This is a genomic window from Pseudoalteromonas sp. MB41, from assembly GCF_020966275.1.
GTDB classification, from domain to species: Bacteria; Pseudomonadota; Gammaproteobacteria; order Enterobacterales; family Alteromonadaceae; genus Pseudoalteromonas; species Pseudoalteromonas lipolytica.
On sequence record NZ_JAJJZF010000001.1, the window covers coordinates 562,584 to 589,024 of the forward strand.

Consider the following 26,441-nt stretch of genomic DNA (forward strand, 5'->3'; position numbering starts at 1 on the left):
GTAAAGCCCGCGAGTAAAAATATCTCGCTTGTAACCAACTTTTTTCAGACCTGCTGCGACTAACTTAATAACTTAACCCATTAGGACAGCATCATGAATTTAGTACGCATTACGACATCAGCTCTATTAGCCGCAGCCACCACAGCCTGTATTGGCCTTTCAAGCGCAAGCACGACTATTGACGATAACAACTACCGTGTTATCACGTTTAAAGACTGTAAAAAAGTTCATGAAGGCACGTTAAACAACGAGCAAATTGCCGCCTATCAACAATTAAAACGTGAACAAGAAAAGCTTGAATCACTGGAGTTGCCACTAAGCGACATGGAAGAGCAAGTCACGGCCTATTCACAGCAAATAGAAGCGATTACAAAAAAAGCCGTGGTCGAAGATGAAAACCACCTTAGAATAAATAAAAGTCTGTTAAAAGAACAAGATAAACTAACTAAACAGCTTGATGAATTAATCGCCTCGCATGATGCCGACTTCAAAGCGTTAGATGAACAAGCTAAGCACATGGAAAAAGCTACCACGTTATTTGATGAGGCTATGAAACCAATGATGGAGCAAAATGAGACGACCCATTTGCAAATTTTAGCGCCGGGTGAAACTGAAAAACCGGGGTGTTTTTACACTATATAAAGCCTAAAGCTGCGTTTTGAGCTGTGTATAAAGTTTGGCATGAGATGGGCGAATGTCTTCTTTATGCACTTGCTTAAACCAATGTGCAGCTTGAGCTCGGTTACCCGCTTGCCAGTGAATTTGTGCCAAACGAAGTTTATAGATTGCTATTACAAGTCGGTCTGACTTCGCGTCCATGTAGTTTAGCGACTCGACATAAAAGTGATTTGCTTTATCGTATTGTGACAATAATTGATGAGTGCGGGCTAGATTCCCCATTGCCACTGATATTTTTCGGCTATGGTCAGTTTTCAAAATCCATTCAACCGCAGAAACCCGACTAACCAAAGCGCGCTCAATATCGCCTAACGAATGGAACACATTTGCTTTGTTTGACGCCAGCTCAAAATGAAAAATAGGATCTTTACTTTTACCAAAACGACGCTCAGCTCTATCAAGAATATGCAAAGCAGTTTCTTTGTTGCCAAACACATGCTGTAAGTTAGCCAATTCGACCATACGCATAGGGTTACCAAACGAGTCATAAATGGCTTGCAGTTTATCAAAGGCTTTCGTTGCGTATTTACGGCCCGTTTCATAGTCACCTAAATAGTGCATTGATTTAGCATAGTAAAAATACACTTGAACTTGAAATACGATGGGTAAGTCGGATTTTTCAATAAAAGGTTCGGTACTGTCTTTTAACGTTTGATAAGCCAGTTTGTCGTAATAATAATCAAATTGGTATGACTTTATCTCATACCATTTATCAGAATAAAGCTGCGCACTGGCTAATTGCTGCTCAATGAAGTCTAAGCAGCTTACCTGCGACTGCTGAGCGCAATATACCTCGTGATCGCTAAAATTTTCAGACGCGGCCGCATAAAAACAGCCGAAGCCTAACAATAAGGTTAACGTTTTCTTCATTCACTAACATCTCAGTGAGAACACAACCAAAAAAATAACAAAAAGTAATACTTTATGACAGTTCTTTTTGACGTGTTTGATAATTTTAACGTGCAATCGCGTGTTTATTATACCAATTAGCTAAATTGCGTATTATTGTAGACTGCTCTAACCCTAAGTATCCGTTTTATATACAAAAATTATTAGTATCAATTTTTAGTTTTACACAAGATAAGTAAACAACGTATCCACTGATACCGTTAAATAGAAGCCAATAAGTATGAAGAACTATTGGCTTCACTGTGATTTATAGTAGCAACAGGCTTCCTAACCCGAGAAAGGTCACAAAACCAACAATATCTGTCACCGTGGTTAAAATTACAGAACCAGACAATGCAGGATCAATTTTAAGCTTATCTAGAATAGACGGTATCACAACGCCAGACAGCGAGGCAGCCACTAAATTAAGTAAAATGGCAATAGTGATAGTCACACTTAACATCCCGTCGTTAAACCAAAAATAAGTGAGTACACCAATCACCAATGCCCATACACAGCCATTTAATGCCCCTACCCTAAGCTCCTTTTGCAATAAAGCTCTGCGGTTAGAGTCGGTAACCTGTCCAAGCGCTAAACCGCGCACAATCACGGTCAATGTTTGGCTACCTGCAATGCCTCCCATCGACGCAACCACTGGCATCAATACCGCAAGTGCCACGACTTGCTCAATGGTGGCACCAAACAAACCAATAAACCAAGATGCTAAAAATGCAGTCGCTAAGTTAATGCCTAGCCAAATACCGCGGTTTTTCGCTGATTTGGTGACACTTGAGAACAGGTCTTCGTCTTCACGTAGACCACCCGCTTTCGCAGCGGCTTCGTCGGTCACTTCTTGGCGTAATTCATAGGCCGATGACACCGCTAGACGCCCTAATAACTTATTGTCGGCATTCACCACTGGCATCGCCATTTTTTCACTGTGGATCACGACCTCTGCCGCTTCATATAAGTCATCATCAGCATGTAATGCTGATGTATCTAGGTTTGCATGCTCTAATAAGGTATCGGCATCATTGGCTTTAAATAAGGCATTTACAGGCACTTCACCAATCAACGTGCCTTTACGACTTACCAAATAAATTACTTCGGTGTATTGCGGCAAGCCTTTTTGCAAAATTTTACGAGCGCCCGCCACCGTCTGCTTTTCTGACACTTTTAACGCATCAAAGTCTAACCAGTGACCGAGTTGCTCAGGGTTATACTGCTGAGCAAGTTCGTAACGCTTTGTTTGTACTTCATCAAGCTGGCGACGCGCATAATCAACAAAACGCTCTGGAATAATTTCTTCAAGTTCGAGTAGCTCTTCTACGCTCACTTCATCAAGTAACTTAAACCCTTGCGCTTCGTCTAAACTTTGTAATAACCACCGACAGCTGTCTCCCCCCAAATTAATGAAGATTTCATGCTGTGTGTCTTCGTCAAGCAGTTGCCAAATTTCTAATCGTTGTTCTTTGGGTAATGCTTCAAACAGCAGCGAGAGATGTTCTGTCGACAGTTTTTCTTTGGCGTCGGCAAGTAACTTATTTTTTCGCGTTGTGGTGTCACACTGAAGCAACTCATCAATGAGTTGTGGAAGTTGATCAACAGGATACTCAATCATCTAAGAGCTCGGTTAAATACATCAATAACAACAGTCTAACGCAGCTTTATTAAAATAACTGCCCCATCATTGATTTATTTTTCCTTGTATCATCTCAGTCATGTGCATTAACTTTTCGCTGTATACCTTATTAATCTTTATAACGAAATACCGGCTTATACCTTCAACTGACTTGGGGTAAGCCCAGTCCAGCGCTTAAACGCGCGCCTGAAATTAGCAATATCATAAAATGATAAGCGCATTGCGACCTGCTCATTACATTGTTCACGCATAGCCAGTAAGTATATGGCTTTGCGTTTACTTTGTTCTTCATACAACGCTGAAAAACGTACACCGTGAGCTTTTAACTTTCGCTTAAACGTCGCAGAGCTCATTGCAAACTGGCTTGCGACTTGTTCTAAATTAAGCGCTGGGTTTTGATAAATGACTCTGCTCACCGCTTCAACAAAGGTGCTGTTTGCTGTGTTTAATGTTGCCAATTGAGAGTTAACTTGTGAAAAGCGAAAACTACTAAAGGTAGGGTTTGTAAGCCTTAATGCTTGTTTGCTTAATACCCAGCGAGTAATGGGCTGTTCAAACGCAACGTTTAGCCCTAAATGTTGCTCATACTCTTGGCTGTGCCTTGCCCGTTTATAAGCGAAATCAAACTGACATGGCACCCGCTCGCCAGCCACTTTTTTAAGCGTTTGATAAAATGCAGCACTGTAAATTTCGAGCACATATTGGCTCATTTCATCATCAAGACCCACAGCATTTTGCAACTCAATATAATACTGCTCGTTATGCACATAACTGTGGCTAAATAACAGCGGAGCAAGTTGCATACGCAAGGCGTCTAGTTGCTTTAGAGCTTGACCAATGCTCAAACTTTGCAAAACACCTTGCGCCACAACCGAGGTGTCATTAGCAAGTTGGCTACCTAACAAAAAGCCACTGTCGGCCGATTTCATTAACAGCTTAAACTGCATCAATAAACGCAATTGCTGAGAGAGACTAAACTGATGCTGTACACTCATTAAGTCTTGCTCAAATACCCCCGTGCCTCTGAGTAATTTATGTAAACCAATACCGCGACTTAGAGCAAGCTCTACCAGAGTCGTAATCAGACCTTGCGCGGTTAGATACTTATCATCTTGATTAAGATACTGCTTCACAATGGCTGACTCTGTGTTGTTTTTGTTGTTGTAATGCGGCGTGTAAACGCGCGCTCAAACAGTGTGCTGTATCTCCTTGCTCACTGCCCACTAACGCAACGGTTGCATGCTGAAACTTCGCGTGTTTTTCGCCCTCAACCTTAAATGCGCAGTGACTCAGTGCCGAAGATATTTGTGCCACCAGCTCTTTGCCTTGTAACGCGGTGGTGTTTGGCATTAGCACCATAAAACAATCACCCGCATAGCGACATACCACATCAGTAAGACGACAATTCATTATCATAAGCTCACTGACTTCTCGCAGTAACCTGTCACCTTCGATAAAACCAAACTCGGCATTAAAATCGGCAAATCCACGAATATCAATGGCCGCAAGTTGCAACGGCTGCGACTCATTCAACTGCTCTTTTAACACCGTTTGTAAGTAATCGGCTTTATAAAGCCCAGTAATTGAGCACACTAATTCATGCTCACGGTGCATTGCTTCACGGCGCTTTAACTGACGATTAAGCACAAACTGCTCTTGGTGCCATTGATACAAACCTAGGCTTGTGAAAACCATACCAATGGGTGCAGGTAAAGACTCAATCAGACTTAGCCACGTATTCGTTGGCTGATGTAACCATTCATCAAATAAGTCCAGCGAGGCCGAAAACATAAAAAGACCAAGCCCTAACACTAAAAAGCAGGTGACTTTTCCGGGGGGTCTCGAAATGAGCAGTGCAAATATCCATGTTAGCGTCATCATCACAATGCCGCCCTCGCCGACAATATCCAGCCATGATATGTCGGCCAGCGCTTTTCGCTCTCCGTCATATGCACTGAGGATAAAAGCGCTCACAAATAGCGCAATAACCGCATTTGTTAAAAACCGATGATGAATAAAAGGATTAAATCGCATGAAAGACACCTAACTATGAATCGTGCTGCCATGCTAACCCGTTCGCATTTTTAGCAGCAGGGTCATATTAGCTCAATGATGTGACAGCAAAACGACACTCCCCCCTTTTTGATGACTTTAATCGCTGTATTTACCTTGATTAAGCGGGGTGATTACAGCTCAAAATGCTTTATAAACGCCTCTAATAGCTTGTTTTTAAAGGCTGCCAGCGGTTTTCTGTCACATTTGCGTCATTTAAGCTGGGTACTTTGCTCACCAAACCAAGGACAAGTAGGAGCAAATCCATGAAACAGTTTAAAACGAAGGCACTTGTAAGCGCCCTCGCCTTATGTCAATTCGGTGCCTTTGCACAAGAGTCAGACACCAACAATGAAAAGAAAGTAAAAGTATCAGAAGAGCTCGTTGTGTATGGTGAAATAGGTTATCGCAACCGTTCACAAGAGCTGGCCCCAACCCTTGAATACTCACAAGAGTATTTTCAACGTTTTGAGCCACTTACCGCTGGTGATGCTTTAAAACGTGTTCCTAGTGTGACATTTTTATCTGACGTATTAGAGTCAGATGGCGCCCGTATGCGTGGCTTGAGCCCGGCTTACACTAAAGTACTTATTAATGGTGAAGAAGTACCAGGGGCAGGCGCTGATCGCTCATTCTTTGTTGACCGCATTCCTGCTGAACTGATCGAGCGTGTAGAAATCATTCGCGCTTCAAGTGCTAATCGTTCTGCCGATGCAATTGCAGGAACTCTTAATATTGTTCTGCGTGATGGCTACAGCTTAGACGGTGGTTATATTCGTGCTGGCGGCCTGCGTTACGACGACGGCGAATTAAAAGAAAGCTTTGCAGGTGTGTACGGAACTGAATTTGCCGGTGGGCGTTTGTTACTTGGCGCAAACTTACAAGGACGCTATAACCCAAAACAAAAATCTAGCTTGCGGTATGGCGATAGCCCTGAAAACAACGAAAATTACAAAACTGAAGAATTTGATAACCGCGAAGATCAATCTGATATTCGCGATGGCGACGACACGTCACTGAATGCCAGTTACGAAATTGCCTTTGATAATGGCAGCAAGTTTGATATCAGTGCCATTTGGGTTGATACCGACCGGACTGAAGATGAACGCTCATTTGAATACGATGACCCAACAGCAACAAGTAACGCAATTGTAGAAGGCGGGAATCTCGAAACCGATAACGCCAATGTGTCTTTCATTGATCAAACTAACTACAACATTAACTCTGGTTACGAGTTACCGCTATTTGGTGGCACCAGTAAATTTAAAGTAGGTTATGCCCGCTTCGAAGAGTCGGTCTACGAGCAAGAGGTCGAAATTGACACCTCAGAACTCCCAATGGTGTTCGAAGAAGAGGAAGAAACCGTTGATATCGACGATAAAGAGTGGTCACTGCAATGGCAACATAGCCTATTTGCTGGTGAAAATAAAACCATTCAGTTTGGTGCATTTGTGCAAGGTAAAGAGCGTGATACAGCGGTTTATCAAGCAGAAGATGAAAATGAGCAAAGTTTTGCAAGTTGGGATCAATTTAGTCAAAACCCACTGTCGCTTGCCGGCTTTAACAATGAATTTGAAGCCGCCGCGGGGGGTGTAAATAAGCTTAAAGAAGACCGTCTAGATGTATTCGCACTCATCAAACACGAAGACCAAGATTTCTCGTGGGAAATGGGGGTACGCTACGAAACAACCGACTCAACCATCACGGATAATGTTAATTATGTGACGGCGAAGAATGATTACGATTTTTTCTTACCATCGGCCCACTTACGCTACAACGTTTCTGAAAACGGCCGTGTTAGCGCCTCTGTGGCTCGTAGCTTACGTCGCCCAGATTTTGACTACATTACCCCTGCTCTGCTTGAAAAAGAGCTGGGTGATAACGACTTTTTAGGTAATCCAGACCTACAACCCGAATCATCGTGGGGGATGGATCTTGGCTACGAATACCGGTTAGGTAAAAGCGGTGTAGTGGGTGTTAACGTGTTCTACCGTGATGTAAGTGACTTAATTGAAATTGCCAATACCAGCCAACAAGGTTCTGAAGGCGAAGGCACCTATATTTTACAACCGCGCAACACCGGTGATGGTAATGTAAAAGGGATTGAGCTTGATTTATCAACACCTTTAACAGCCTTAAGTATGCCTAATACAGGGATTTTCTTTAACTATTCATGGCTTGACTCTGACGTTAATGACAATTTTGGTTCACGTAAATTTAATGACCAATCTGACTACGTATTTAACGTTGGCTTTATTCAAGACTTACCAGATCTGGGCGCTTCATTTGGTGCCACATACCGTAAACAAGGCGATGCGTATGGCCGCATAGTGGGTGAAGAAGTAACAACACACTACGGAGCCGACCTTGAGGTATTCGTAGAAAAACGCTGGCAAGACATCACCCTACGATTAGTCGGCTCAAATTTGCTCGATGCAAGCAAAGACGAAACGTTCAACAAATTCGATACGCTTGATGATCAAGTCAACCGTGACTTTGACGAGTATGAGCTGGAGTCTGAAGAAGCAGGGCCTGTTATTCAATTAATGCTGCGTTACGCATTTTAATTTTAATAGACCGTTTTAAGGCAGCTCATTGCTGCCTTGTTTTATCTTGGGAAATCACATGAATATCACACAATCATTTAACCTTATCGCCAGTGCTATTTTGCTCAGTACAGTGGCGGCTTGTAGCCAAACGAACGCCCCTGTCGATAGTGCTAATCAGGTTCGCGCATTTGGACCCACTGAAAATGTACAAGGTTCACAAGCAGCAGCACTCACCAATAACACATGGTTAATAAGCTCAGAAAGCCAAGGGTTACAACTCATTGATGAAATGGGCAACAGCCATACTTTACAAAGCGGTAACTTTGAAACCTTGTCGGTGAAGGCGCTTGATAACGGCCACTACCTTGTCGCAAGTATTGACAATGAAGCAGACCAAGCCGTTATATTTAAACTTCAAAAAGATGCCCAATGGCAATTAAAAACGTTAAGCAGAATTACGCCACCAAAAGCGAAACCCGAAGCGGTGTGTTTATTTTCAAACTCTACCACACACGCGGTGTCGGCGTTTGTGAGTGATGCGCGCGGCCTTATTCGCGAAACCTTGGTTTATGATGTCAAAAACAATCACCCTTTAAACCTTGAATTACGTGAATTTGCAGGAATAAGTGACACATCTGGCTGTGCGGTCGACGATCACAATAAAACCCTTTACTTAAGTGAGGGAGAAGTGGGTATTTGGCGAATTAATGCCGATGCCGAGTCGCGCGCAGATAAAACGCCTGTCGCACTTATGGCCCCATTTGGCAACTTGGTTCCTGAGATTGGCGGCTTAAGCACGACAAGCGATGGCAGCCTGTGGTTTACAACCACTGAAGATAACACGCTACATCGCTATGAGAGCAAAAATAAACGCTTCAGCAGCTGGCAATTTGCAGGTGACTTAGCACTCGAATCAGCAGCGGTCCACTTTAACAATACCAAAGCTGATATTGTTTTTTACGATGATGAATCGGGGCATTATGTAAAAGGCTTCATCAACACGCCGTATCAAGAACAGGTAAAACCTACCAAACAGGCGGTCACTTACATTACCGCACAAGCGCAAACAGATGCTGTGCGAGCTTTTGGAGACGCCGCTGACGATCCTGCAATATGGATCAACACACATGATAAAGCGCACAGCTTAATTCTTGGCACTGATAAACGCCGCGGTTTAATGGTGTATAACCTTGCAGGGAACGAGCTTCAAGCATTAGAAACGGGCCGTTTAAATAACGTTGATGTACGCCAGAATAATAGCATTGATAACCCAGCCCATACGTGGATCACCGGCAGTAACCGCACTCATAACAGTATCAGTGTGTATACCGTTGATACACAAAACAAGGTGCAACACTTAGCCGAATTGCCCACCACACTGACTGAGATTTACGGTATGTGTATGTATTCATCATCCACGGGTAACTACGTGTTCATGAATGATAAATCGGGACTATTTCAACAGTACAAATTAACCGGTAACGCCACCTCAGTTAATGCCAAGCTGGTGCGAGAATTTAATGTACCTAGCCAACCAGAGGGTTGCAGCGCGGATGATAAAACCGGTGAACTCTTTTTAGGTGAAGAAGACGAAGGTATTTGGTTTATTGGCGCTGAACCAACAGCAGGCACACAGCCCGTGATGTTACAAACAATCAACGACATGTTGGTTGATGACATAGAAGGCATGGAAATTTATCACGCCACAGATACGCGTTATTTAGTCGTGTCTAGTCAAGGAGATAACAGCTATGTGCTGTATAAAATCATCGACGGCAACGTGCCGCGCCTTGAATTTGCTGGTAAATTCGCAATTAGTAATAACCTTGAACGTGCCATTGACGGCGTTTCAGAAACCGACGGATTAACGGTCACAGCAACCCCAATGCCGGGCTATCCTGAAGGAGTGTTAATTGTGCAAGATGGCTATAACCGTATGCCACAAGCACCGCAAAACTTTAAGATTATTGACTGGCGTGAAGTGAAAAAAGCGCTGAAATAACCGCTAAAGTGACTCCGTTAAGGTGTTGGGCTTACCTCAACACCTTTTTTATTGAGTTAGGTGACCTGTGGCATTACCTTAGCGATAAAACAGGTAACTAAAACAGCCCACCAGCGCCCCATAAATCAGCATAGGGAAAAAGGTTTTTTTAAGCACGGGGCCTTCTTGATTGTTCACCCCAACAATACTGGCCACAGCAATAATGTTGCTGATACAAATCATGTTGCCCATTGCCGCTCCTGTCGATTGAAGAGCCAGCACTAAGGTTTCTGATAACCCAACCTGTTGGGCAATACCATATTGAATCCCCCCAAAAGTAAGATTAGAAACTGTCGCAGACCCCGAAAAAAACGTACCTAGCGCACCAAGGTATGATGCAAATAACACCCAATGCTCACCGGTTAAATTAGCAAACGTATTGGCGATATAAAATATCGGCGCCTTATGCCCTCCTTGCATTAACACATTCACCATCACTAACGCGCCAATTAATGCCACACAAGGCAATGCAATTCGGCTTAAGGTGTCATGAACCATGTGCGACACCTGCTTTTTATTCATCTTAAGCAGCGGAACACTCACCAATACAACCAACACAAACGGAATCAGTGCTGGTACAAACAAGGTTTTATATGACCAACTAACGGCTGTACCGAACAGCTCATGCAACGATATTATCAGTGCTTTACTGAGCTCAAATTGGGCAAATCCTAAATGAATACTCAACCAAACGGTTTCATCATTTAAAAGTGCTTTAATACCTAACTGATGAATACGCGTCAGCACAAGCACCAAAATCAATAACACAAGCGGAAAAAAAGCCAAGAATAACGCCTTGCCATCTATGGGCTTATTAGAGACGGGGGGCTGTTGTGACTTAACCAGTCCAATGCCCTTTTTTGCCAAAAATATAGTCACCAATAACCCCACTGCTCCGCCAATGAGTGATGGAAACTCGTAATTCCACTGCGCAAACAACCAATAAGGTAAAACACATGACAGCACACTTAAATAAACAAAAACGCTGTTTTTGCGCACCGTGTGAAAAGGCAATACTAAACACAGCGCAATCATGGGTATCACCAAAGCGGCAACCACATGACACAGCGCTGTCCACTGAGAGATAGCCAACACCTGTTGCTCGTTTAACGAAAGTGCCGAAAAACCAAACCACGTTGGCGTTCCCACAGCCCCAAACGACACAGGAATCGAGTTTAAAATAAGCGTAAACACAATCACTTTAAAAGGCGAAAAGCCAAGCCCGACTAAAATAGGTGCCGCAATTGCCGCGGGGGTGCCAAACCCCGACGCGCCTTCGAGCATAAATGCAAACGCCCACCCTATAATCATTAACTGCGCAACGTGATTACCGCTAATCGACTCTAACCAATGCTTAATCGTGGTTTCACCACCCGACACCGCTAACATTCGATTAAGTAAAATTGCCCCGGCGATAATTGAAATAGGAGTCAGTACCGACAACATGCCCATAAAGGAGTTGGCGAGGAGTAAACGAGGATCGGCTTGAAAATAAAGTAACTGAAGCAGCACACCAGCCAATGCCGACACAGGGAGTGCAACATAAGAAGGCACGGGACTGCGCTTAACCATCATCCATATGAGTAAAAAAATGGGCAACGCAGCCACAAAGGTATTCATGATATATCCTGTCTATAATTAGCGTCCATTACCCGCTAAGTATAGACAGAATAACTAAATTTATAGGCACGAAATAAATTAAATCAGCGTACTTAACCACCAAAGTAGTAACACTAAAATCGACAGCCCTACCAATGCTTTGGTTTTATGCTTTTGAATAATGCGTTCAGCATGATTACCTGCGTAATACACCACAAGCGCTAAACCAAAATATCGAATAGAGCGTGCTATCACGGTCGCAAGTAAAAACAGCACCAACGAAAACTTTGTTGCCCCCGCGGCTAACATCGCAATTTGAAACGGAATGGGGATAATGCCAAGACTCAACACAAACCAAAATCCTTGCCCTTGCATCTTTTGTTTTACTTGCTCGAATTGCTCAGGGTTTGAAAAGGTATTGATAACCCAATCCCCAACTACATCAAATAAGTAATACCCTAACGCATAGCCAAATACAGCACCGATAATACACCCGACTGTCGCCATCAGCGCAATTAACCACAACTTTTCGCGGCGTGCTTGCATAAGTGGCACAAGCACCGCTTCAAGAGGTATGGGCACAATAGTCGATTCTAAAAACGAGGCGATCGTGATTGATCTCAGCATATGTTTAGAATCAACAAACTGCCGTGTTTTTTGCTTAAGCTTTTTTGCTATACCCATCATTTATCCTTAACAATCGTGTTGCTTTTAAGGTTACAGCAAAAATGATTAACCGTCGCTTACGGTGCGTGGATATAGCGGCTACGTCCTTGATTTTTAGCTTGATACAACGCCTGATCGGCTCGTTTCATGGTGCTGCTAAAGGTTTCGGTTGCTCTTTTTATCGCTGATCCCGCACTCACACTGAGCGTTTTACCGGGTGAAATCATCACATTATTTGCTAAACCTAATAACTGCTCACATATCGTTTGCACGACATTGAGATCATCTGTGGGAATATAAAGCGCAAACTCTTCTCCCCCTATGCGGGCAAATAAAATACTCGGATCAAGCTGTTGTCGGCACTGATAAACAAAGTCGATCAAGACTTGATCACCCACATCATGACCGTGTTCATCATTAATTGCTTTAAAGTGATCAATATCGATAATAACTAAGCTGTGTGTTTTGGTTTGGTTTAACTGAACAAAATGGTAAAAATAGCGGCGGTTATAGGCTTTGGTGAGTACATCTGTTTTAAGCTCTTCGGCTAAGTTTTTGTGCGCTTTTGCTAAGTCTGACAAAGCCAAAAACAACCCAAAGCTGGTGACTAACATGCCAATTGTTCTAAACATGTCTTCGATATAAATACCAATCCATACCGGTTGATAAACCAGCTCATCAAGAAAGTCGAAGGTTAAGCCAATACTCCATAAATAGATCCCACTGCTCAAAAATAAGTAACTTAACTTAGCAACCGCCGACGTTTGTACAAATGAAAAGATAAAAATTAGGATCAATAAATTAATCACATCAGAGAGTACGCCATTTATATAAATATTGACTTCTAGACGATTAAAAATTGATAAATAACCCACCACAATACACAACAGAGTTACAATAAAGAAGCTAATAAATAATTGCTTCAAAAGTATCGGGGCAGGAGCAGAATTAGCACTCCCCTCAAGAGGAATCATCGTCTCATTCATAGGCATAACTACAATTTACAGCAAGTGAACAAACAGTATCAAAGGGTAAATAGATGTACAGAAAATTACACTCTGTTCACCTAAAAACCAGCATTTGGGCTGGAGTAATTAATCTAAAAACAAGACATAAGGGGTAATAAAATTACCCAAATTAGTACCATAGGATATAAGGTGTCGCATTCAAGCCGATATTTTCTTATTATCTGTGCCATCACTAACGACTCATACCCAATGTAATGACTAACGCACGTTTTATTCCCTTTCGAAAGCACGACATTATCACCCTATGCAATGATTATTTAGATGCGCAACACCGTGCCTCATTTCTAGAGTTTTGCAGCTTATTGCAAAGTGTTATTCATTATCAGTATCACGGCTTACTTGAGTCATTAAAAAATAGCTATGCGCCATTTGATCCTAACTCAGACACTCGCTCACTCACGTCGATTAATGAAGAGGCGCGCAGAAAGTACCAAAACGAATTTGCTAAGCACTTTGCCACAGTGCTCAATGCCGCTAATTTTGAAACCATCACGACTCAAGACTTACAAGAGGCATTAACCGAAGAGTCTTTGTTTAAAGTGCGTTTAGAAGTCGAGTTTGATGACTTCGCTGAAGTGGTGTTTTATCGCCGAGGCGAATCACAAAAAACCGAAACGTTACGTACCTGGTGGGGGCTGAAAAAAAAGCACATATCGTTTACTAATTACGATCGGGTTGCGGTTTTTATCCGCTTTAAAGACCAACAATACTTTATCGATAAAGGCCGCATGCCGGTGGGTTTTGAGCCTAGTTCAACAATCGTCAAATTGTTTCAAAACGTCCCCAAAGCCGATTTAGAAATGCTGTTTCCAAACAGCGAAGTAAAAATGCGCCCCATTGATAAACTCATTATTGGCTCATCAGCCCTTATCGGGGGAGCGGTGGTGCTTGTTACTAAGCTTGGCGCATCAATTTTACTGTTAATTGCCATGCTTGCATTTTGGGGTGGCTGGCGCAGCGAAGAAGTGCATATGAGCCAACAGCACTTTATCACCTTTGCCATTGGTATGGGGGTGTTCGGCAGTTTTATCTTTAAAGAGTGGAGTAAATTTAAAAACCGTAAAATTCGCTTTATGAAAGCCTTAGCCGATAACCTGTACTTTAAAAACCTCGATAATAATGCAGGCGTGTTTCATACTTTGGTCGATGCGGCCGAAGAAGAAGACGTAAAAGAAGCACTCCTAGCCTACACCTTTTTACTGCACGCAAACGCAGCCATGACTGCCAAGCAACTCGATGACACCATTGAAACTTGGTTTAGCAACAATCACCACTGCACTGTTGATTTTGAAATAGACGATGCAATTAATAAACTGGTCAATCTTGAATTGGTCAGTGAAAACAAGGGTCAATACCTTGCCGTTGATTTAAGAACAGCAAAACAACGCTTAGATAAACGCTGGGATGCGTTTTTCAACTTCAGTTAGTGCTGCTTTATCTCATTGTCCTTGCGTGATTTATGGTCAGCTTTTAGGATGAAATTTTACGGCTAAAAAAAGACGCTAACATGCAATTAAAAAAACACTTCATTATTGGGGCCAGTTTGCTGTGTGCTGCAACAACAGCGCAGGTTTACGCGAACGACAAATTTGTTTCTGAGGATATTTTCCAACTTGAATACGCGGGCGACCCGCAAATAAGCCCTGACGGTAAAAAAATCGTTTATGTGCGAAGTGGCTACGACATCATGAAAGATGGTAACAAACGCAGCTTTTGGCTTTACGATTTAAAATCAGGGCAACACACTCCACTTTTTTCTGATGAGCACAATTACAGTCAGCCAACGTGGTCGCCAGACAGCCAAAAAATTGCGTTCACCAGTAATAAAAGTGGCTCAAACCAATTACACGTTTACTGGTTAGCACAAGACAAACAAGCACTGTTAACGCAATTACCAAAATCAGTAGGCGACTTAACGTGGTCACATGACGCTGAGCACATTGCTTTTACAATGAGCATTCCTGAAGGTAAATCGGCGTTTGCGAAATCGGTTAAGTTACCAAAAAAACCGAAAGGTGCCGATTGGTCAAAACCGGTCAAAGTCATTGAAAAAGCGCGTTACCAAGCCGATGGTGCTGGTTTCTTAGAACCCGCTTATCGCCATGTATTTGTGATTCCTGTTTCGGGTGGTACACCCCGCCAATTAACGTCGGGCAACTACCAACACCGCGGTCCATTAGCATGGGATCCAACCAATACCAAAGTCGTCTTTTCTTCAGACCGCCATGACGAGTGGGAGTACCGCACCACTGAATCTGATTTATACGAAATAAATGTAAAAACGGGTGAACTTACGCAATTAACAGACCTTCCGGGTCGTGAAAGTAACCCTCATTACGCTAAAGATGCAGACGAGCTGGCCTTTATTGCCCGTGATAACGCCCCCGTGCCTTACATAAACTCGACACTGTCGGTGCTTGACTTAGATGATAAGTCAGTAAAACACCTAACAGAAAAGCTGGATCGTTCAGTGGCTGACTTCAAATGGTTTGGTGATGGCGATTTTGTTATTCAGTATGATGACTTCGGTAAGCGCAAGCTTGCTAAAGTATCAAGCCGCGGTAAAGTCACCGATTTAACCGACACGGTCTCAGGCACCTCGATAGGTCGCCCGTATGTCAGTGGTAGCTTTAGCATGGCACGCAATGGTGCCATTGCCTACACGACCGGCAGTGAATACCGCCCTGCTGATTTAGGTTACTTGTACAAAGGCAAAAACAAAACGTTAACCTCGTTAAACGAAGATGTTTTAGGCCACAAAAAACTGGGCAAAGTGCACGAACTGAATGTGAAATCACAATTTGATGGTCAAGCAATTCAAGGCTGGTACATCACACCGCCCGACTTTGACGAAAGCAAACAGTACCCACTGATGGTTGAAATTCACGGTGGTCCTCATTTAGCCTATGGCCCAAGTTTTACAGCCGAACTGCAACGCTATGCTGCTGAAGGTTATGTGGTTGTGTATGTAAATTACCGTGGTTCAACTAGTTACGGTAAAGACTTTGCCTTACTTCTTGATGGTAAATACAGCTCAAAAGAAGACTTTGCCGATCATAATACCGCCGTGGATGCCATGATTGAAAAAGGCTTTATTGATAAAGACAACTTGTTCATTGCTGGTGGTTCAGCAGGCGGCATTGCAACGGCGTATGCGGTGGGTTTAACAAATCGCTTTAATGCGGCTGCTATCACAAAACCGGTTATCAACTGGTTAAGTAAAACGCTAACAGCCGACAGCTACATTGGTCAAATTCGTAACCAATTCCCAGGAATGCCGTGGGATAATGTTGAACACTATTGGCAACGCTCGCCTCTGTCTTTAGTGGGAAATGTGACAACACCTTCACTGATCATGACTGGCGAAGAAGACCGCCGTACACCGATTTCTGAATCGGAGCAATTCTATCAAGCTTTAAAACTACGTAAGGTCGATACAGTACTAATACGTGTTCCGGGTTCACCGCATGGTATTGCGGGTCGTCCATCACGGATGATTTCTAAAATTGAATACACGCTTGCGTGGTTTAATCAATATAAGAAATAATCATTTTGAGCAGTAATGGGGTGACTCATTGCTGCTCAAAAATAATGATGACTAAGCGCAAGTTGAGCACTGCCTATTGACTGCGCTTTTTCACCACAGACCCCAACACTAACGTCACACAGACGCAGCCCTCTGCTGTCTAAGCGTGCAAATGCTTCAAGTGTTAATTGCCTTACAACATCCAATGCGTCTTTTGGTAACGGTGAGTCGATAACAACAGCCTGCATATCTAATAAACTTAAACTGTGATGCATTGCCACACTTATCGCCTCAGCCGCCTTTTTAAGCCAAGGTAGTATCAGGGCATAATGTTCTTTAAATTGACTATCTGTAAGCTGATACACCGATAAATTTAACTGTGCAGCGTCAAACTGTTTTTGTAATTCTAGCAACGAGCATAACGTAAGCAACTGTTCATGCTGAGCATTTAACATTGAACCGATTGCGCCCGCGTTGCCACTTTTACCCTCAAGAAGCTGGCGGTTAATCACGACCGCGCCACCTAAAAACGCACCCAAATAAACATATAAAAAATCACTGTAATTTTGACGATTACCTAGGCTAAGCTCTGCGCAGCACGCCGCATTATTGTCATTACTGATGTAAACGGGTAGCTCAAATTCAGTTTCTAGATACGTTTTTAAATCGAAATGTTGCCATTCAAGTAATTGCGCTTGTTGCTCAGGATTCTCAGCATGCCAATGCCAAATATCAAAAGGCATTGCCACTCCTAAACCACATACTCGCGTGCTTAAGTCACAGCCTAACTCTCGCAATAGCTGTGGGATATTGGTTTTCAAAAAAGCCTTGAGTTCGTCAATGTTAGGCACATTGACCTCAACGGATACACTGGCTCTTTGCGTGCTTTGTAAATCAATTACAATCAAATCAAAACGTCGGCGTCCAATCTTTAAACCAAAGCTAAAAGCGCCATCAGGATTCAGCCGAAAAGGCACACTTGGCTGCCCTACTCGCCCTTTTACAGGGGCATCACGAAGCAATAATTTATCTTCTTCCAACTTATTAATATTCACCGTAGCAGCTTGTGCAGATAACGAGAGCGCTTTCGCTATTTGTGCTTTGGGCAGCGTTTCACATTGCCTAATCAAGCTCAAAATAGCTCGTTCATTATTACTTCGCCTTGTCGGCAATAAACTACGCTTCATAGCATCCTTCTTAATACGGTTAAAGACCCACCTATTAGACCTTTTTGCCATACTATCCGCTAGTTAAAATAATAAATCAACTATGTTGATTTATTATCTGGAGTCGTGAATACTATCGGCCACAACAATATGAACACAACAATCTGGTGATCTATGCCAACACAATCAGCTATTGTATCGCGCCAAATGCTATGGCCATTTATCTTGCTCGCCACCTGTTTCGCTGCATGGGGTACAGCAGCAAACATGACCGATCCTTTAGTAAAGGTTTTCAGTAAAACGTTTTCGATGAGTGCGCTGCAATCAGCATTGGTGCAATTTAGTTACTATGGCGCTTATTTTTGCTTAGCGTTGCCTGCGGCTCTAATTAATCGTCGTTTTAATTACAAAACAGGTCTGCTGGTTGGTTTAGCCATGGCCGCATGTGGCGCGTTGTTGTTTTATCCGGCGAGCCAAACAATGCTATACAGCCACTTTTTACTTGCTTTATTTATTCTGGCTGGCGGGTTATCTATTTTAGAAACCTCTGCAAATCCTTATGTAATGCAGCTAGGGTGCGAAAAATCGGCCACTCGCCGCCTAAATTTGGCGCAAGCATTCAACCCAGTGGGCACCAATATCGGTGTATTTCTGGCCGCCACGTTAATTTTACCCAGTTTAAATCAGGCCGATAATGCACACCGAGCACTCATGAGTGAAAGCCAATTAAAGGCGATTGTGAGCAGTGAGCTCAGTGCAGTGATGGTGCCTTACGTGGGGATGGCGGGTTGTTTAATCTTATTATGGCTGTGTATCTTTTTTAGTAAATCTCCTAAAACAATAACGCACTCCCACACCCCATCACGCAATTTAACAAGCGCTTTTAAAACCTTATATCAAAATAAGCATTATCGTTTTGGTGTTGTTGCGCAGTTTTTTAACGTTGGAGCGCAAACATGTGTCTGGACCTACACTATCGGTTACACCATGGAGGCACTCACAACGAATGAAGTCACTGGGGGTCAAGTGCTACAGTATTCGATGCTCGTCTTTTTAATTTCTAGGTTTATTATGACGTGGCTCATGCGTTTTTTGAGTGGTGCTAAATTACTGCGGATTATGGCCTTAGTCGCAGCTGCGCTGTGTGTTTTGGTTATCACTCAAGTTAATTTACTGGGAGTGGCGGCACTTGTGAGTATTTCTGGCTGCTTATCGCTTATGTTTCCGACTATTTATGGCACGGCACTCGAGGGACTCGGCGATGATGCAAAAATTGGCGCTGCAGGATTAGTAATGGCGATTCTAGGGGGCGCATTTTTACCGTTACTCCAAGCAACATTAATTGATACATTGGATACGGCCAGCTCATTTATTATTCCTCTTCTGTGCTTTTTAATTGTCTCTCTTTATGGCCACCATACTCGGGGCACCAAAAATACACATAAACACGAATAAGTAGTAACAATACGATATAAAAAATAAGGCGCTGAGCGTAAATCAGTGCCTTATCGTATTGTACTTTATGAGTATAAAATGTGAAAATTAGCGCCTTTATCACTACCTAAAAGTAAGTATGAAATCGCTTAAGTCCGCTTTACAACCCCACATGTCTAAACTGTGCACTCAGCGCATTTCATATCATTTCAGCTTTTTTTTAGTTAAGTATATTTGTTTCTTTTGTGGCTGCTTTTTAAGCTTTATTTTGCACGATAAATTCAATGTTCCCATTGTAGTGGCCGCAGCTGGCACTGGGTTAATTGGCACTTTTATTCCTTTTTCACGCGTGTATAAGTCTCACCCCTATGCAGCTATTTATGCGGGCAGCTTTGCGGGTATGTGCTCATCAAGTTTAATTAATAATTACTGGGAACTGGGTTTAATTTCATTTTTTGGTGCGAGCTTATATGTCATGACAATGAATCTTTTTGCTGGTTTTGGTGGTCGCTTAGGCAGTGTCGCATTTGCCAGTGTGGCCCTTTACATGTTTACGAAAAGTGCGTTTTTATGAACCTCGCGATTACTTTATTGTCAATATTTGCCGCATTTGGCACCTATCTTCTTGCACAACAAAATCGCTTTGACGGCATTCGTGCATCAGCCTCGTTAACAATTATTGCTTACTGTGTGATGGTTTATATCACCCCTCACGCTGATTTATACAGTGTGGCGTTTTTTGGCGGCACTTTTATTGGCATGAGTGCCCCTAAACGCTTTGGTATTTTTACCATTACCATTGCAGCCTTACTTTTTTCTCTTCTTTTTGAGTATCTTGTGCCTCTTTTAAATGGCTATGGTGGGGCTTTGGGGATCAGTGCATTTCTCGCCGTGTGTCTATGCCATATTGGTATATTGCTAGGTGCTCCACGCAGTAAAAAACCACATTAGTTTTTCACTTTATGCTGCAACAAGCACGCTTATTCTTACACGCATTAACACCAACACTTTAACCTTATTAATTAAAAAATTATTAAGATTAAAACACTGCTAACAACCCTGTTATCGCCTCTCAGGCCTTGATTAAGTGCAGACCAAGGTCGCATATTATTTAACCAAAAAAGCGCCTACATTTTAAATATCCACGCTCCCACGTGATAGCACTTAACATTGCATCTTCAAGGGGAGCGGATATAAATCTCTCACAAATAAAGTATAGGAGCCTCTTTATGTCGGGCGAATATCAACAACAATATCAACAGTTTCAGCGCGATCCCGGTCAGTTTTGGCTTGAGCAAAGTAAACGTATTGCGTGGTTTAAAGCCCCCAGCGCACCGTATCAAAACGATGAAAACAATTTTTATCATTGGTTTGCCGATGGCACGCTTAATACCTGTTATTTAGCACTTGACCAGCATGTAGATGCCGGTTTCGGCGAACAAACAGCATTAATTTACGACTCACCCGTTACAAACACAAAACAAAAAATCAGCTACTCAGAATTGCAAAGTCGCGTTGCAACATTTGCAGGCCTAATGCATTCATTGGGCGTTAGTAAGGGCGATCGCGTGGTTATTTATATGCCGATGATCCCCGAAGCGGTTATTGGCATGTTAGCGTGTGCACGACTAGGGGCTATTCACTCGGTGGTTTTTGGTGGTTTTGCACCCCACGAACTTGCCGTGCGTATCGATGATGCAAAGCCTAAACTTGTGCTTAGCGCATCATGTGGGGTCGAAATCAATCATGTCATTGAATATAAGCCACTGCTTGATGAAGCCCTTGAAACCGCAAAGCATCACGTTGAACACTGCATTATTTACCAGCGTGAACAAGCAAAAGCCGATATGCAAGCAGGTCGCGATATTGACTGGCAATCGGCCAGCGATGCAGCCGCTCCTATAGAGCCTGTCGCAGTAAATGGGGATGACCCGCTTTATATCCTTTATACCTCAGGTACCACAGGCACGCCAAAAGGCGTGGTGAGAGAAAACGGGGGGCATGCAGTTGCAATGCATTACAGCATGGAGACGGTTTATGGCATGAAGCCGGGCGAGGTCTTTTGGGCGGCTTCCGATATCGGGTGGGTAGTCGGTCATTCATACATCGTCTATGCACCTCTTATTTATCGCTGTACCACCGTTTTATATGAAGGCAAACCCATTAGAACGCCCGATGCCAGCGCATTTTGGCGTGTGGTAGAAGAGCACAAGGTAACCGCGTTATTCAGTGCACCTACCGCATTTAGGGCTATCAAAAAAGAAGATCCGACAGCCGAAGGCTTTAAAAAATACGATACCTCCTCGTTAGAACGCTTATTTTTAGCCGGTGAACGCCTTGACCCTCCGACGTATGAGTGGCTTAAAGAGCACACAGGATTACCGGTGCTAGATCATTGGTGGCAAACAGAAACAGGCTGGGCCATTGCTTGTAATCCAATTGGCATTGAGCAGCTAGGCACAAAACCTGGCAGTTCAACGGTGCCCACACCGGGCTTCGATGTGCAAATTTTAGATATGAATGGTGAGCGTTGCGCACCAAATGAAAACGGCGCGGTTGTAATAAAACTGCCTTTACCTCCGGGTTGTTTACCCACTATCTGGCAAAATGACGCGCGTTTTAACGCGGGTTACTTGAGTGAGTACCCTGGTTATTACCTCTCTGGTGATGGGGGTTATATTGATGACGATGGCTATTTATTCATTATGGGCCGAACCGATGATGTGATTAATGTTGCGGGTCATCGCCTATCCACGGGGGAAATGGAAGAAATTGTCGCGGCTCACCCTGCCGTTGCTGAATGTGCCGTTTTTGGTGTAAGTGATTCACTAAAAGGGCAATTGCCAATGGCGATGATCGTTCTAAAAGATGATTACCTCGGTGATAGCAAAGAGGTTGAAAAAGAGTTAATCCACGCTGTTAGGCATCAAATTGGCGCAATCGCCTGTTTGAAAAATATTCTGCATGTTGAACGATTACCTAAAACACGTTCAGGGAAAATTCTTAGAAAAAACCTTCGTCAATTAGTCGATGGGGAAGAATTAAACATTCCATCAACGATTGATGACGCCTCTATTTTTGACGAAATCAACCAACAACTAAACAATCGCTAAATGCTTTTGTAATGTTACCAAAGGCCTTTTAATAAGGCCTTTATACTCTATTGAAAGCCACGCTATGTATTATTTACCCTACCGACAATAAGCTGCTTTAAAATAAAACTAAACGTACCCAAAAAACGAATAACACGCTAAACTTATTGAACTTATTTCGTATTTTTATGAGCCTTAAACACATGAAAAAATGGCTTTACCCTCTTTTGCCTTTGGTTGTTTTAACGGGTTGTACATCACTGAGTAAAGATGAATGTTTGCAAGCAAATTGGTATGGCATTGGCTATCAACATGGTGTTAATGGCACCCAATACCAAGATGGCGTAAATGCGTTAGCACAATGCAGTGAGTTTGGCGTGCGTGCAGACATAAACGAATATAAATCGGGTTATGATCAAGGTCTCAATGTGTATTGTGAACCCGAAAACGGCTTTACATTGGCCATGCAAGGCATGCCTTATAACGGCGTGTGTAACAGCACTGCGTTTCGTAAAGCATGGCAAGAAGGTAACGACCGCTACCAAGTACAGCAACGGCTTATTGATATCGATGATCGTATAGAAGAAATTGATCGTCGGCTACATACTATTCGTGCTGAACTAAACAATAATCAGCTCGATAATCAACAGCGTAAAAACCTCTACCATGAGCGTAAAAGTTTAGAAGATGAACGTAATGACTTGCGCAAAGAACGGGCGCTATTGCCGCTACTCAATAAACTGCCCAGTGTTGAAATATCAACCGAATGGTAACGATTTTGGTATCGATTTCATCTTATACATTTGCTTATCAGCCATGGTAAGCAACTCTTTCACATTTTTGCCATGATGCGGATACAGCGCAATACCAAAACTTGCACTGACAGGCTGGGCAGTGGCATAGTTTTTTGCAATTACTTCCACCGCTTTTTGACAACGCAATGCAATTTCTTCGCATACTTCAGGCTTTACTAAACTAGGTAGTACAATCACAAATTCATCACCCCCTATGCGTGCAAGAATATCTTGCTCACGTAGCTGTAACGCTATCTGCTGGCTAATCGTAAGCAATAAACTATCGCCTTGTTCATGCCCAAAGGTGTCGTTAACCAATTTAAAGTTATCAAGATCAAGGTAAATTAACGCAAACTTAGGGTTATTTGCCGTTGTACTTTGCGTGATTGCACGTAACTGAATATCTAACCCTCGTCGATTAAGTAACTTAGTAAGCGGGTCTTGATTTACCAGCTCAGTTAATAATTGACGTTTTTCTACTGCCAGCGAAATATCATCAAAAGCACCTATGTAATGACTTACACATCCTTTTTCATCATATAAAGCATCGATAGAAAGCAGCTCTGGGAAAATTTCGCCCGATTTACGCTTGTTCCACACCTCCCCCTGCCAGCGACCTTTACTCAGTAGTGTTGCCCACATTTGTTGGTACACTTCTTTTCCTTGCTTTTTAGCTGAAAGTATTGCTGGACTTTGGCCTACCACTTCAGATTTACTGTATCCGGTTATTTGTTCAAATGCGGGGTTAACATCGACAATGCGTGGCTCTGGGGTTGTAATTAAAATTCCTCGACTGGTGGTTGAAAAGACGGCGGTTAACAATTTTATTTTTTCATTACTCGTCACTTCTTCACTGACATCTTCTAAGTAACCATTCCACTCAAAACAACCATCATGGCGCGCAATAGGCGACGATTTACCTTCAACCCATATGAGCCCTTTTTTTGGGTGATTTACCCGATAGATTTGATGCCAGTCACATAATTCAACTCGCGAACGCTCAATACTTGTCAACACACGAGGCAGATCATCGGGGTGTATTACCTGCATGGCAAAAGCATCAGACTCTTTCAATTGGTCTGACGTACAGCCATAAATTTCTATTACTTTTGACGTTGTGAAAGGAAATGAACCGTGACCTTTTTTATCTATTACGTACTGAAAAACAAGGCCCGGTAAGTTATCAGTAAATTTTTGCAGTTTGTTATGTAAAGACTCTATTTCGCACTCTTTTCGCCACTGATTGGTTATATCTATGTGAACGCCAAACATCCATTCAGGCTCCCCCTCTTCATCCCATGTTTGCACTTGGCCTTTGTCGAGTACTTTAATCCAGTGCCCTTTTTTGTGCTTCATTCTGACTTCGCATATATAGCGCTCAGTTTCGCCACTAAAATGGGCTTGAAGGTGTCGATGCGATTTTTCGAGATCATCAGGGTGTGCATGCACAAGCCACGTATCAATAGAAACCGGATGCAAGTCAGCTAAACTATAACCAATAATTGCCGCCCATTTTTCATTAAAAATGGTTTCACCTGTTTTTATATTCCATAGCCATATCCCCGCATCGCTACTATCAAGTATAAGCTGGGCGATGTCTATTCCGAGCTTCGACTGGATCCCCTCGTATCCTTTACTAAATGCCATAGTTAACCTTTTGAGTTGGATCACGGTGAAAAAGTAAGCCTTTATTTCTATTTTAGATAACAAAATAAAAAAAGACTAAAAATGACATTTAGATTTTTGATTTAAATTAAAATTACTCATTTAAGGGCCAATCTGCAGCATCGTATATATCAACAACACGACTCACTGTTTTATCACCTTGCCATTTGCGAATATAACACCCTGTTGGGTCATATAATGCCGTTTGCTTATTAATATGGAAATGACGCCCACCTCGCGGATCCACGCCAACTCCTGCAATATATTGCCAGTTACCCCAGTTCGCAGCGACATCATAGTCAATGAGCTGTTGCTCAAAGTAAGCCGCTCCAAAACGCCAGTCAACCGCTAACTCATTGACCAAACAACTGGCTGCAATTTGCCGCGAACGATTCGAAATATAGCCCGTTTCATTGAGCTCATGCATTATTGCATTTACCAGTGGAAAAGGTGTGGTTCCTTGGCACCAAGATGCAAAACGTTGACTATTAAATGTTGTTAGCGGCGCTGTTTTTTTCTGGCCTTTAAAGCGATATAGCTGTCTGCCAACATGCTTAGCATGCCACTTAAAATACTCACGCCAGAGTAATTCAAATTTAATCCAATACGTTGACTCATTCGCACCATTTATATGCTCATAATGTTCAACCTCAGCATACACTTGTTTTGCACTAATAGACCCACCCGCAAGCCACAAACTAAACTTAGTCGTGTTACTGAAGCCGTCTAATTCATTACGTGTTTCTTTGTAGCAGGCCGGTGCGGGCGATGAAAAATAGTGCTGGCAATGTTGTTGAGCAGCAAACAAGCCACCAGACACACTTTCAGGCTCTGTCACTGCATCTGGGATTGGTTGAGCTGGGCAAAGCTGCACTGGGTGTGGCAAACGCGAAACCGCATCACGCGGTGCAGCAATAGCCGCAGGTTCTGCTTCAACTTTTTTACGAAAAGCCGTGAAATTTTTTGGTAAATCGGCAACTGAGAACGGTAAATCAGGTGCTGTAAATAAAGTGTCTTGCTGGTAGGTTTTAATGTCAAGTTCTGGGCATAACTCAGTTATTTTATTAAGCTGTTTTTGCTCGTAATAGCCCACTTGCTCTGTACAGACAAGCGTTGAAATACCGTGTTTTTTTATACGCTCGTGAATAACCACTTCGGGCTCACCTGTGACCACATGTAAGGTTTGCCCAAGCGCCTCCACAGCGTTAGAAAAAGCCTGTAGGCTCTGTATTAAAAAACGATATCGATGCTTACCAACAGGCCGTTGTTGATAATTGCTTTGTTTAAACCACCTAGGCTCAATCACATAAACAAGGTCAAGTTCACCATTAAAGTGTTCAAGTTCAGATAGTATGACGTTATCACTCATTCTTAAGTCATTTTGCAGCCAATATAAAACACGCTTTTTCATTGTTTACTCTTTTAGAAATCTTAATAAATCATACGCAAGCCAGCCTTTTACCGATTAATTTCACGCTAACGCATTATCTAAATCAAAAGTTATCAAGCTCTTACAATCTTCAACTAAGTTTCAGTTTTAGTTAAGTTTTTCTTAAGTTAGTTCTTTTATGCTTTCAAAATGAAGCGTTTTTAACGACTTAGGTTGATGTAGCATGACAAC

20 protein-coding genes are annotated in these 26,441 nt (G+C 42.7%); 10 read left to right on the top strand and 10 right to left on the bottom strand.

Annotated features, from left to right (window positions below; translation table 11 throughout):
• The first annotated feature begins 93 nt into the window (after positions 1-93).
• A complete protein-coding gene (locus LPA49_RS02595; RefSeq protein WP_075593760.1) occupies positions 94-642 on the top strand; it encodes a hypothetical protein in 549 nt (182 codons plus the stop codon).
• 3 nt (positions 643-645) lie between these two features.
• On the opposite strand, the gene LPA49_RS02600 is transcribed toward LPA49_RS02595, so the two are convergent.
• The 4 genes from LPA49_RS02600 to LPA49_RS02615 all read right to left on the bottom strand — a co-directional run bounded on the left by LPA49_RS02600 (position 646) and on the right by LPA49_RS02615 (position 5,242).
• Complete coding sequence (locus LPA49_RS02600; protein WP_075593761.1) at positions 646-1,548, bottom strand: lipopolysaccharide assembly protein LapB; 903 nt, start codon at positions 1,546-1,548, stop codon at positions 646-648.
• A 286-nt stretch (positions 1,549-1,834) separates the two neighbouring features.
• On the bottom strand, positions 1,835-3,187 hold the full coding sequence (locus LPA49_RS02605; protein WP_036966832.1) for a magnesium transporter: 1,353 nt from the start codon (positions 3,185-3,187) through the stop codon (positions 1,835-1,837).
• Positions 3,188-3,342: 155 nt separating this feature from the next.
• Positions 3,343-4,341 carry an AraC family transcriptional regulator ligand-binding domain-containing protein gene (locus LPA49_RS02610; protein ID WP_075593762.1) on the bottom strand — a complete coding sequence of 333 codons (999 nt, stop codon included), beginning with the start codon at positions 4,339-4,341 and terminating at the stop codon, positions 3,343-3,345.
• Entirely contained in the window at positions 4,325-5,242 is a 918-nt protein-coding gene (locus tag LPA49_RS02615) for a sensor domain-containing diguanylate cyclase (protein ID WP_036966826.1), read from the bottom strand. The genes LPA49_RS02610 and LPA49_RS02615 overlap by 17 nt, the downstream gene beginning before the upstream one ends.
• Positions 5,243-5,526: 284 nt before the next feature.
• Between LPA49_RS02615 and LPA49_RS02620 the strand changes: the two genes are divergently transcribed.
• Entirely contained in the window at positions 5,527-7,827 is a 2,301-nt protein-coding gene (locus LPA49_RS02620) for a TonB-dependent siderophore receptor (RefSeq protein WP_075593763.1), read from the top strand.
• Positions 7,828-7,885: 58 nt separating this feature from the next.
• Complete coding sequence (locus tag LPA49_RS02625; protein ID WP_075593764.1) at positions 7,886-9,811, top strand: phytase; 1,926 nt, start codon at positions 7,886-7,888, stop codon at positions 9,809-9,811.
• 78 nt (positions 9,812-9,889) lie between these two features.
• Here the strand turns inward: LPA49_RS02625 and LPA49_RS02630 are convergent, their stop codons facing one another.
• The 3 genes from LPA49_RS02630 to LPA49_RS02640 form a co-directional block, all read right to left on the bottom strand.
• Positions 9,890-11,470: an L-lactate permease gene (locus LPA49_RS02630; protein WP_230235390.1), complete on the bottom strand. Its 1,581-nt coding sequence runs from the start codon at positions 11,468-11,470 to the stop codon at positions 9,890-9,892.
• A gap of 78 nt (positions 11,471-11,548) precedes the next feature.
• On the bottom strand, positions 11,549-12,133 hold the full coding sequence (locus tag LPA49_RS02635; protein ID WP_036966814.1) for a YqaA family protein: 585 nt from the start codon (positions 12,131-12,133) through the stop codon (positions 11,549-11,551).
• Between the two features lie 59 nt (positions 12,134-12,192).
• Positions 12,193-13,101: a GGDEF domain-containing protein gene (locus LPA49_RS02640; protein WP_162898042.1), complete on the bottom strand. Its 909-nt coding sequence runs from the start codon at positions 13,099-13,101 to the stop codon at positions 12,193-12,195.
• 236 nt (positions 13,102-13,337) lie between these two features.
• Here LPA49_RS02640 and LPA49_RS02645 point away from each other — a divergent pair, with 236 nt between their 5' ends.
• Together LPA49_RS02645 and LPA49_RS02650 are read left to right on the top strand one after the other, a co-directional pair.
• The gene (locus LPA49_RS02645) at positions 13,338-14,570 is read left to right on the top strand and encodes a TMEM143 family protein (protein ID WP_075593765.1); all 1,233 of its coding nucleotides are present in this window, start codon (positions 13,338-13,340) and stop codon (positions 14,568-14,570) included.
• Between the two features lie 80 nt (positions 14,571-14,650).
• Entirely contained in the window at positions 14,651-16,690 is a 2,040-nt protein-coding gene (locus LPA49_RS02650; protein ID WP_075593766.1) for a S9 family peptidase, read from the top strand.
• Between the two features lie 35 nt (positions 16,691-16,725).
• Here the strand turns inward: LPA49_RS02650 and LPA49_RS02655 are convergent, their stop codons facing one another.
• Entirely contained in the window at positions 16,726-17,856 is a 1,131-nt protein-coding gene (locus LPA49_RS02655; protein ID WP_065978599.1) for an ROK family transcriptional regulator, read from the bottom strand.
• A 153-nt stretch (positions 17,857-18,009) separates the two neighbouring features.
• On the opposite strand from LPA49_RS02655, the gene fucP reads away from it, so the two are divergent.
• The 5 genes from fucP (at position 18,010) to LPA49_RS02680 (ending at position 23,134) form a co-directional block, all read left to right on the top strand.
• Positions 18,010-19,290: an L-fucose:H+ symporter permease gene (fucP, locus tag LPA49_RS02660; RefSeq protein WP_075593767.1), complete on the top strand. Its 1,281-nt coding sequence runs from the start codon at positions 18,010-18,012 to the stop codon at positions 19,288-19,290.
• A gap of 247 nt (positions 19,291-19,537) precedes the next feature.
• Entirely contained in the window at positions 19,538-19,843 is a 306-nt protein-coding gene (locus LPA49_RS02665) for a hypothetical protein (protein ID WP_075593808.1), read from the top strand.
• The gene (locus tag LPA49_RS02670; protein WP_075593768.1) at positions 19,840-20,220 is read left to right on the top strand and encodes a hypothetical protein; all 381 of its coding nucleotides are present in this window, start codon (positions 19,840-19,842) and stop codon (positions 20,218-20,220) included. The genes LPA49_RS02665 and LPA49_RS02670 overlap by 4 nt, the downstream gene beginning before the upstream one ends.
• Before the next feature lie 257 nt (positions 20,221-20,477).
• Positions 20,478-22,382 carry a propionyl-CoA synthetase gene (locus tag LPA49_RS02675; protein ID WP_256719298.1) on the top strand — a complete coding sequence of 635 codons (1,905 nt, stop codon included), beginning with the start codon at positions 20,478-20,480 and terminating at the stop codon, positions 22,380-22,382.
• A gap of 182 nt (positions 22,383-22,564) precedes the next feature.
• The gene (locus tag LPA49_RS02680) at positions 22,565-23,134 is read left to right on the top strand and encodes a DUF2799 domain-containing protein (protein ID WP_083633647.1); all 570 of its coding nucleotides are present in this window, start codon (positions 22,565-22,567) and stop codon (positions 23,132-23,134) included.
• Here the strand turns inward: LPA49_RS02680 and LPA49_RS02685 are convergent.
• Both LPA49_RS02685 and LPA49_RS02690 read right to left on the bottom strand, forming a co-directional pair.
• Entirely contained in the window at positions 23,120-24,802 is a 1,683-nt protein-coding gene (locus tag LPA49_RS02685; protein ID WP_036966797.1) for a sensor domain-containing diguanylate cyclase, read from the bottom strand. The genes LPA49_RS02680 and LPA49_RS02685 overlap by 15 nt on opposite strands.
• 112 nt (positions 24,803-24,914) lie before the next feature.
• Positions 24,915-26,231, bottom strand: a complete 1,317-nt coding sequence (locus LPA49_RS02690; protein WP_075593770.1) for a DASH family cryptochrome — start codon at positions 26,229-26,231, stop codon at positions 24,915-24,917.
• Between the last annotated feature and the right edge of the window lie 210 nt (positions 26,232-26,441).

Bases quoted from the DNA above. Each gene is read 5' to 3' on its own strand.
- LPA49_RS02685 (WP_036966797.1), bottom strand. From the start codon at position 24,802: ATGGCATTTAGTAAAGGATACGAGGGGATCCAGTCGAAGCTCGGAATA.
- fucP (WP_075593767.1), top strand. From the start codon at position 18,010: ATGCCAACACAATCAGCTATTGTATCGCGCCAAATGCTATGGCCATTT.
- LPA49_RS02635 (WP_036966814.1), bottom strand. From the start codon at position 12,133: ATGGGTATAGCAAAAAAGCTTAAGCAAAAAACACGGCAGTTTGTTGAT.
- LPA49_RS02645 (WP_075593765.1), top strand. From the start codon at position 13,338: ATGACTAACGCACGTTTTATTCCCTTTCGAAAGCACGACATTATCACC.
- LPA49_RS02615 (WP_036966826.1), bottom strand. From the start codon at position 5,242: ATGCGATTTAATCCTTTTATTCATCATCGGTTTTTAACAAATGCGGTT.
- LPA49_RS02600 (WP_075593761.1), bottom strand. From the start codon at position 1,548: ATGAAGAAAACGTTAACCTTATTGTTAGGCTTCGGCTGTTTTTATGCG.
- LPA49_RS02650 (WP_075593766.1), top strand. From the start codon at position 14,651: ATGCAATTAAAAAAACACTTCATTATTGGGGCCAGTTTGCTGTGTGCT.
- LPA49_RS02670 (WP_075593768.1), top strand. From the start codon at position 19,840: ATGAACCTCGCGATTACTTTATTGTCAATATTTGCCGCATTTGGCACC.
- LPA49_RS02620 (WP_075593763.1), top strand. From the start codon at position 5,527: ATGAAACAGTTTAAAACGAAGGCACTTGTAAGCGCCCTCGCCTTATGT.
- LPA49_RS02640 (WP_162898042.1), bottom strand. From the start codon at position 13,101: ATGAATGAGACGATGATTCCTCTTGAGGGGAGTGCTAATTCTGCTCCT.
- LPA49_RS02690 (WP_075593770.1), bottom strand. From the start codon at position 26,231: ATGAAAAAGCGTGTTTTATATTGGCTGCAAAATGACTTAAGAATGAGT.
- LPA49_RS02630 (WP_230235390.1), bottom strand. From the start codon at position 11,470: ATGAATACCTTTGTGGCTGCGTTGCCCATTTTTTTACTCATATGGATG.
- LPA49_RS02625 (WP_075593764.1), top strand. From the start codon at position 7,886: ATGAATATCACACAATCATTTAACCTTATCGCCAGTGCTATTTTGCTC.
- LPA49_RS02595 (WP_075593760.1), top strand. From the start codon at position 94: ATGAATTTAGTACGCATTACGACATCAGCTCTATTAGCCGCAGCCACC.
- LPA49_RS02605 (WP_036966832.1), bottom strand. From the start codon at position 3,187: ATGATTGAGTATCCTGTTGATCAACTTCCACAACTCATTGATGAGTTG.
- LPA49_RS02655 (WP_065978599.1), bottom strand. From the start codon at position 17,856: ATGAAGCGTAGTTTATTGCCGACAAGGCGAAGTAATAATGAACGAGCT.
- LPA49_RS02680 (WP_083633647.1), top strand. From the start codon at position 22,565: ATGAAAAAATGGCTTTACCCTCTTTTGCCTTTGGTTGTTTTAACGGGT.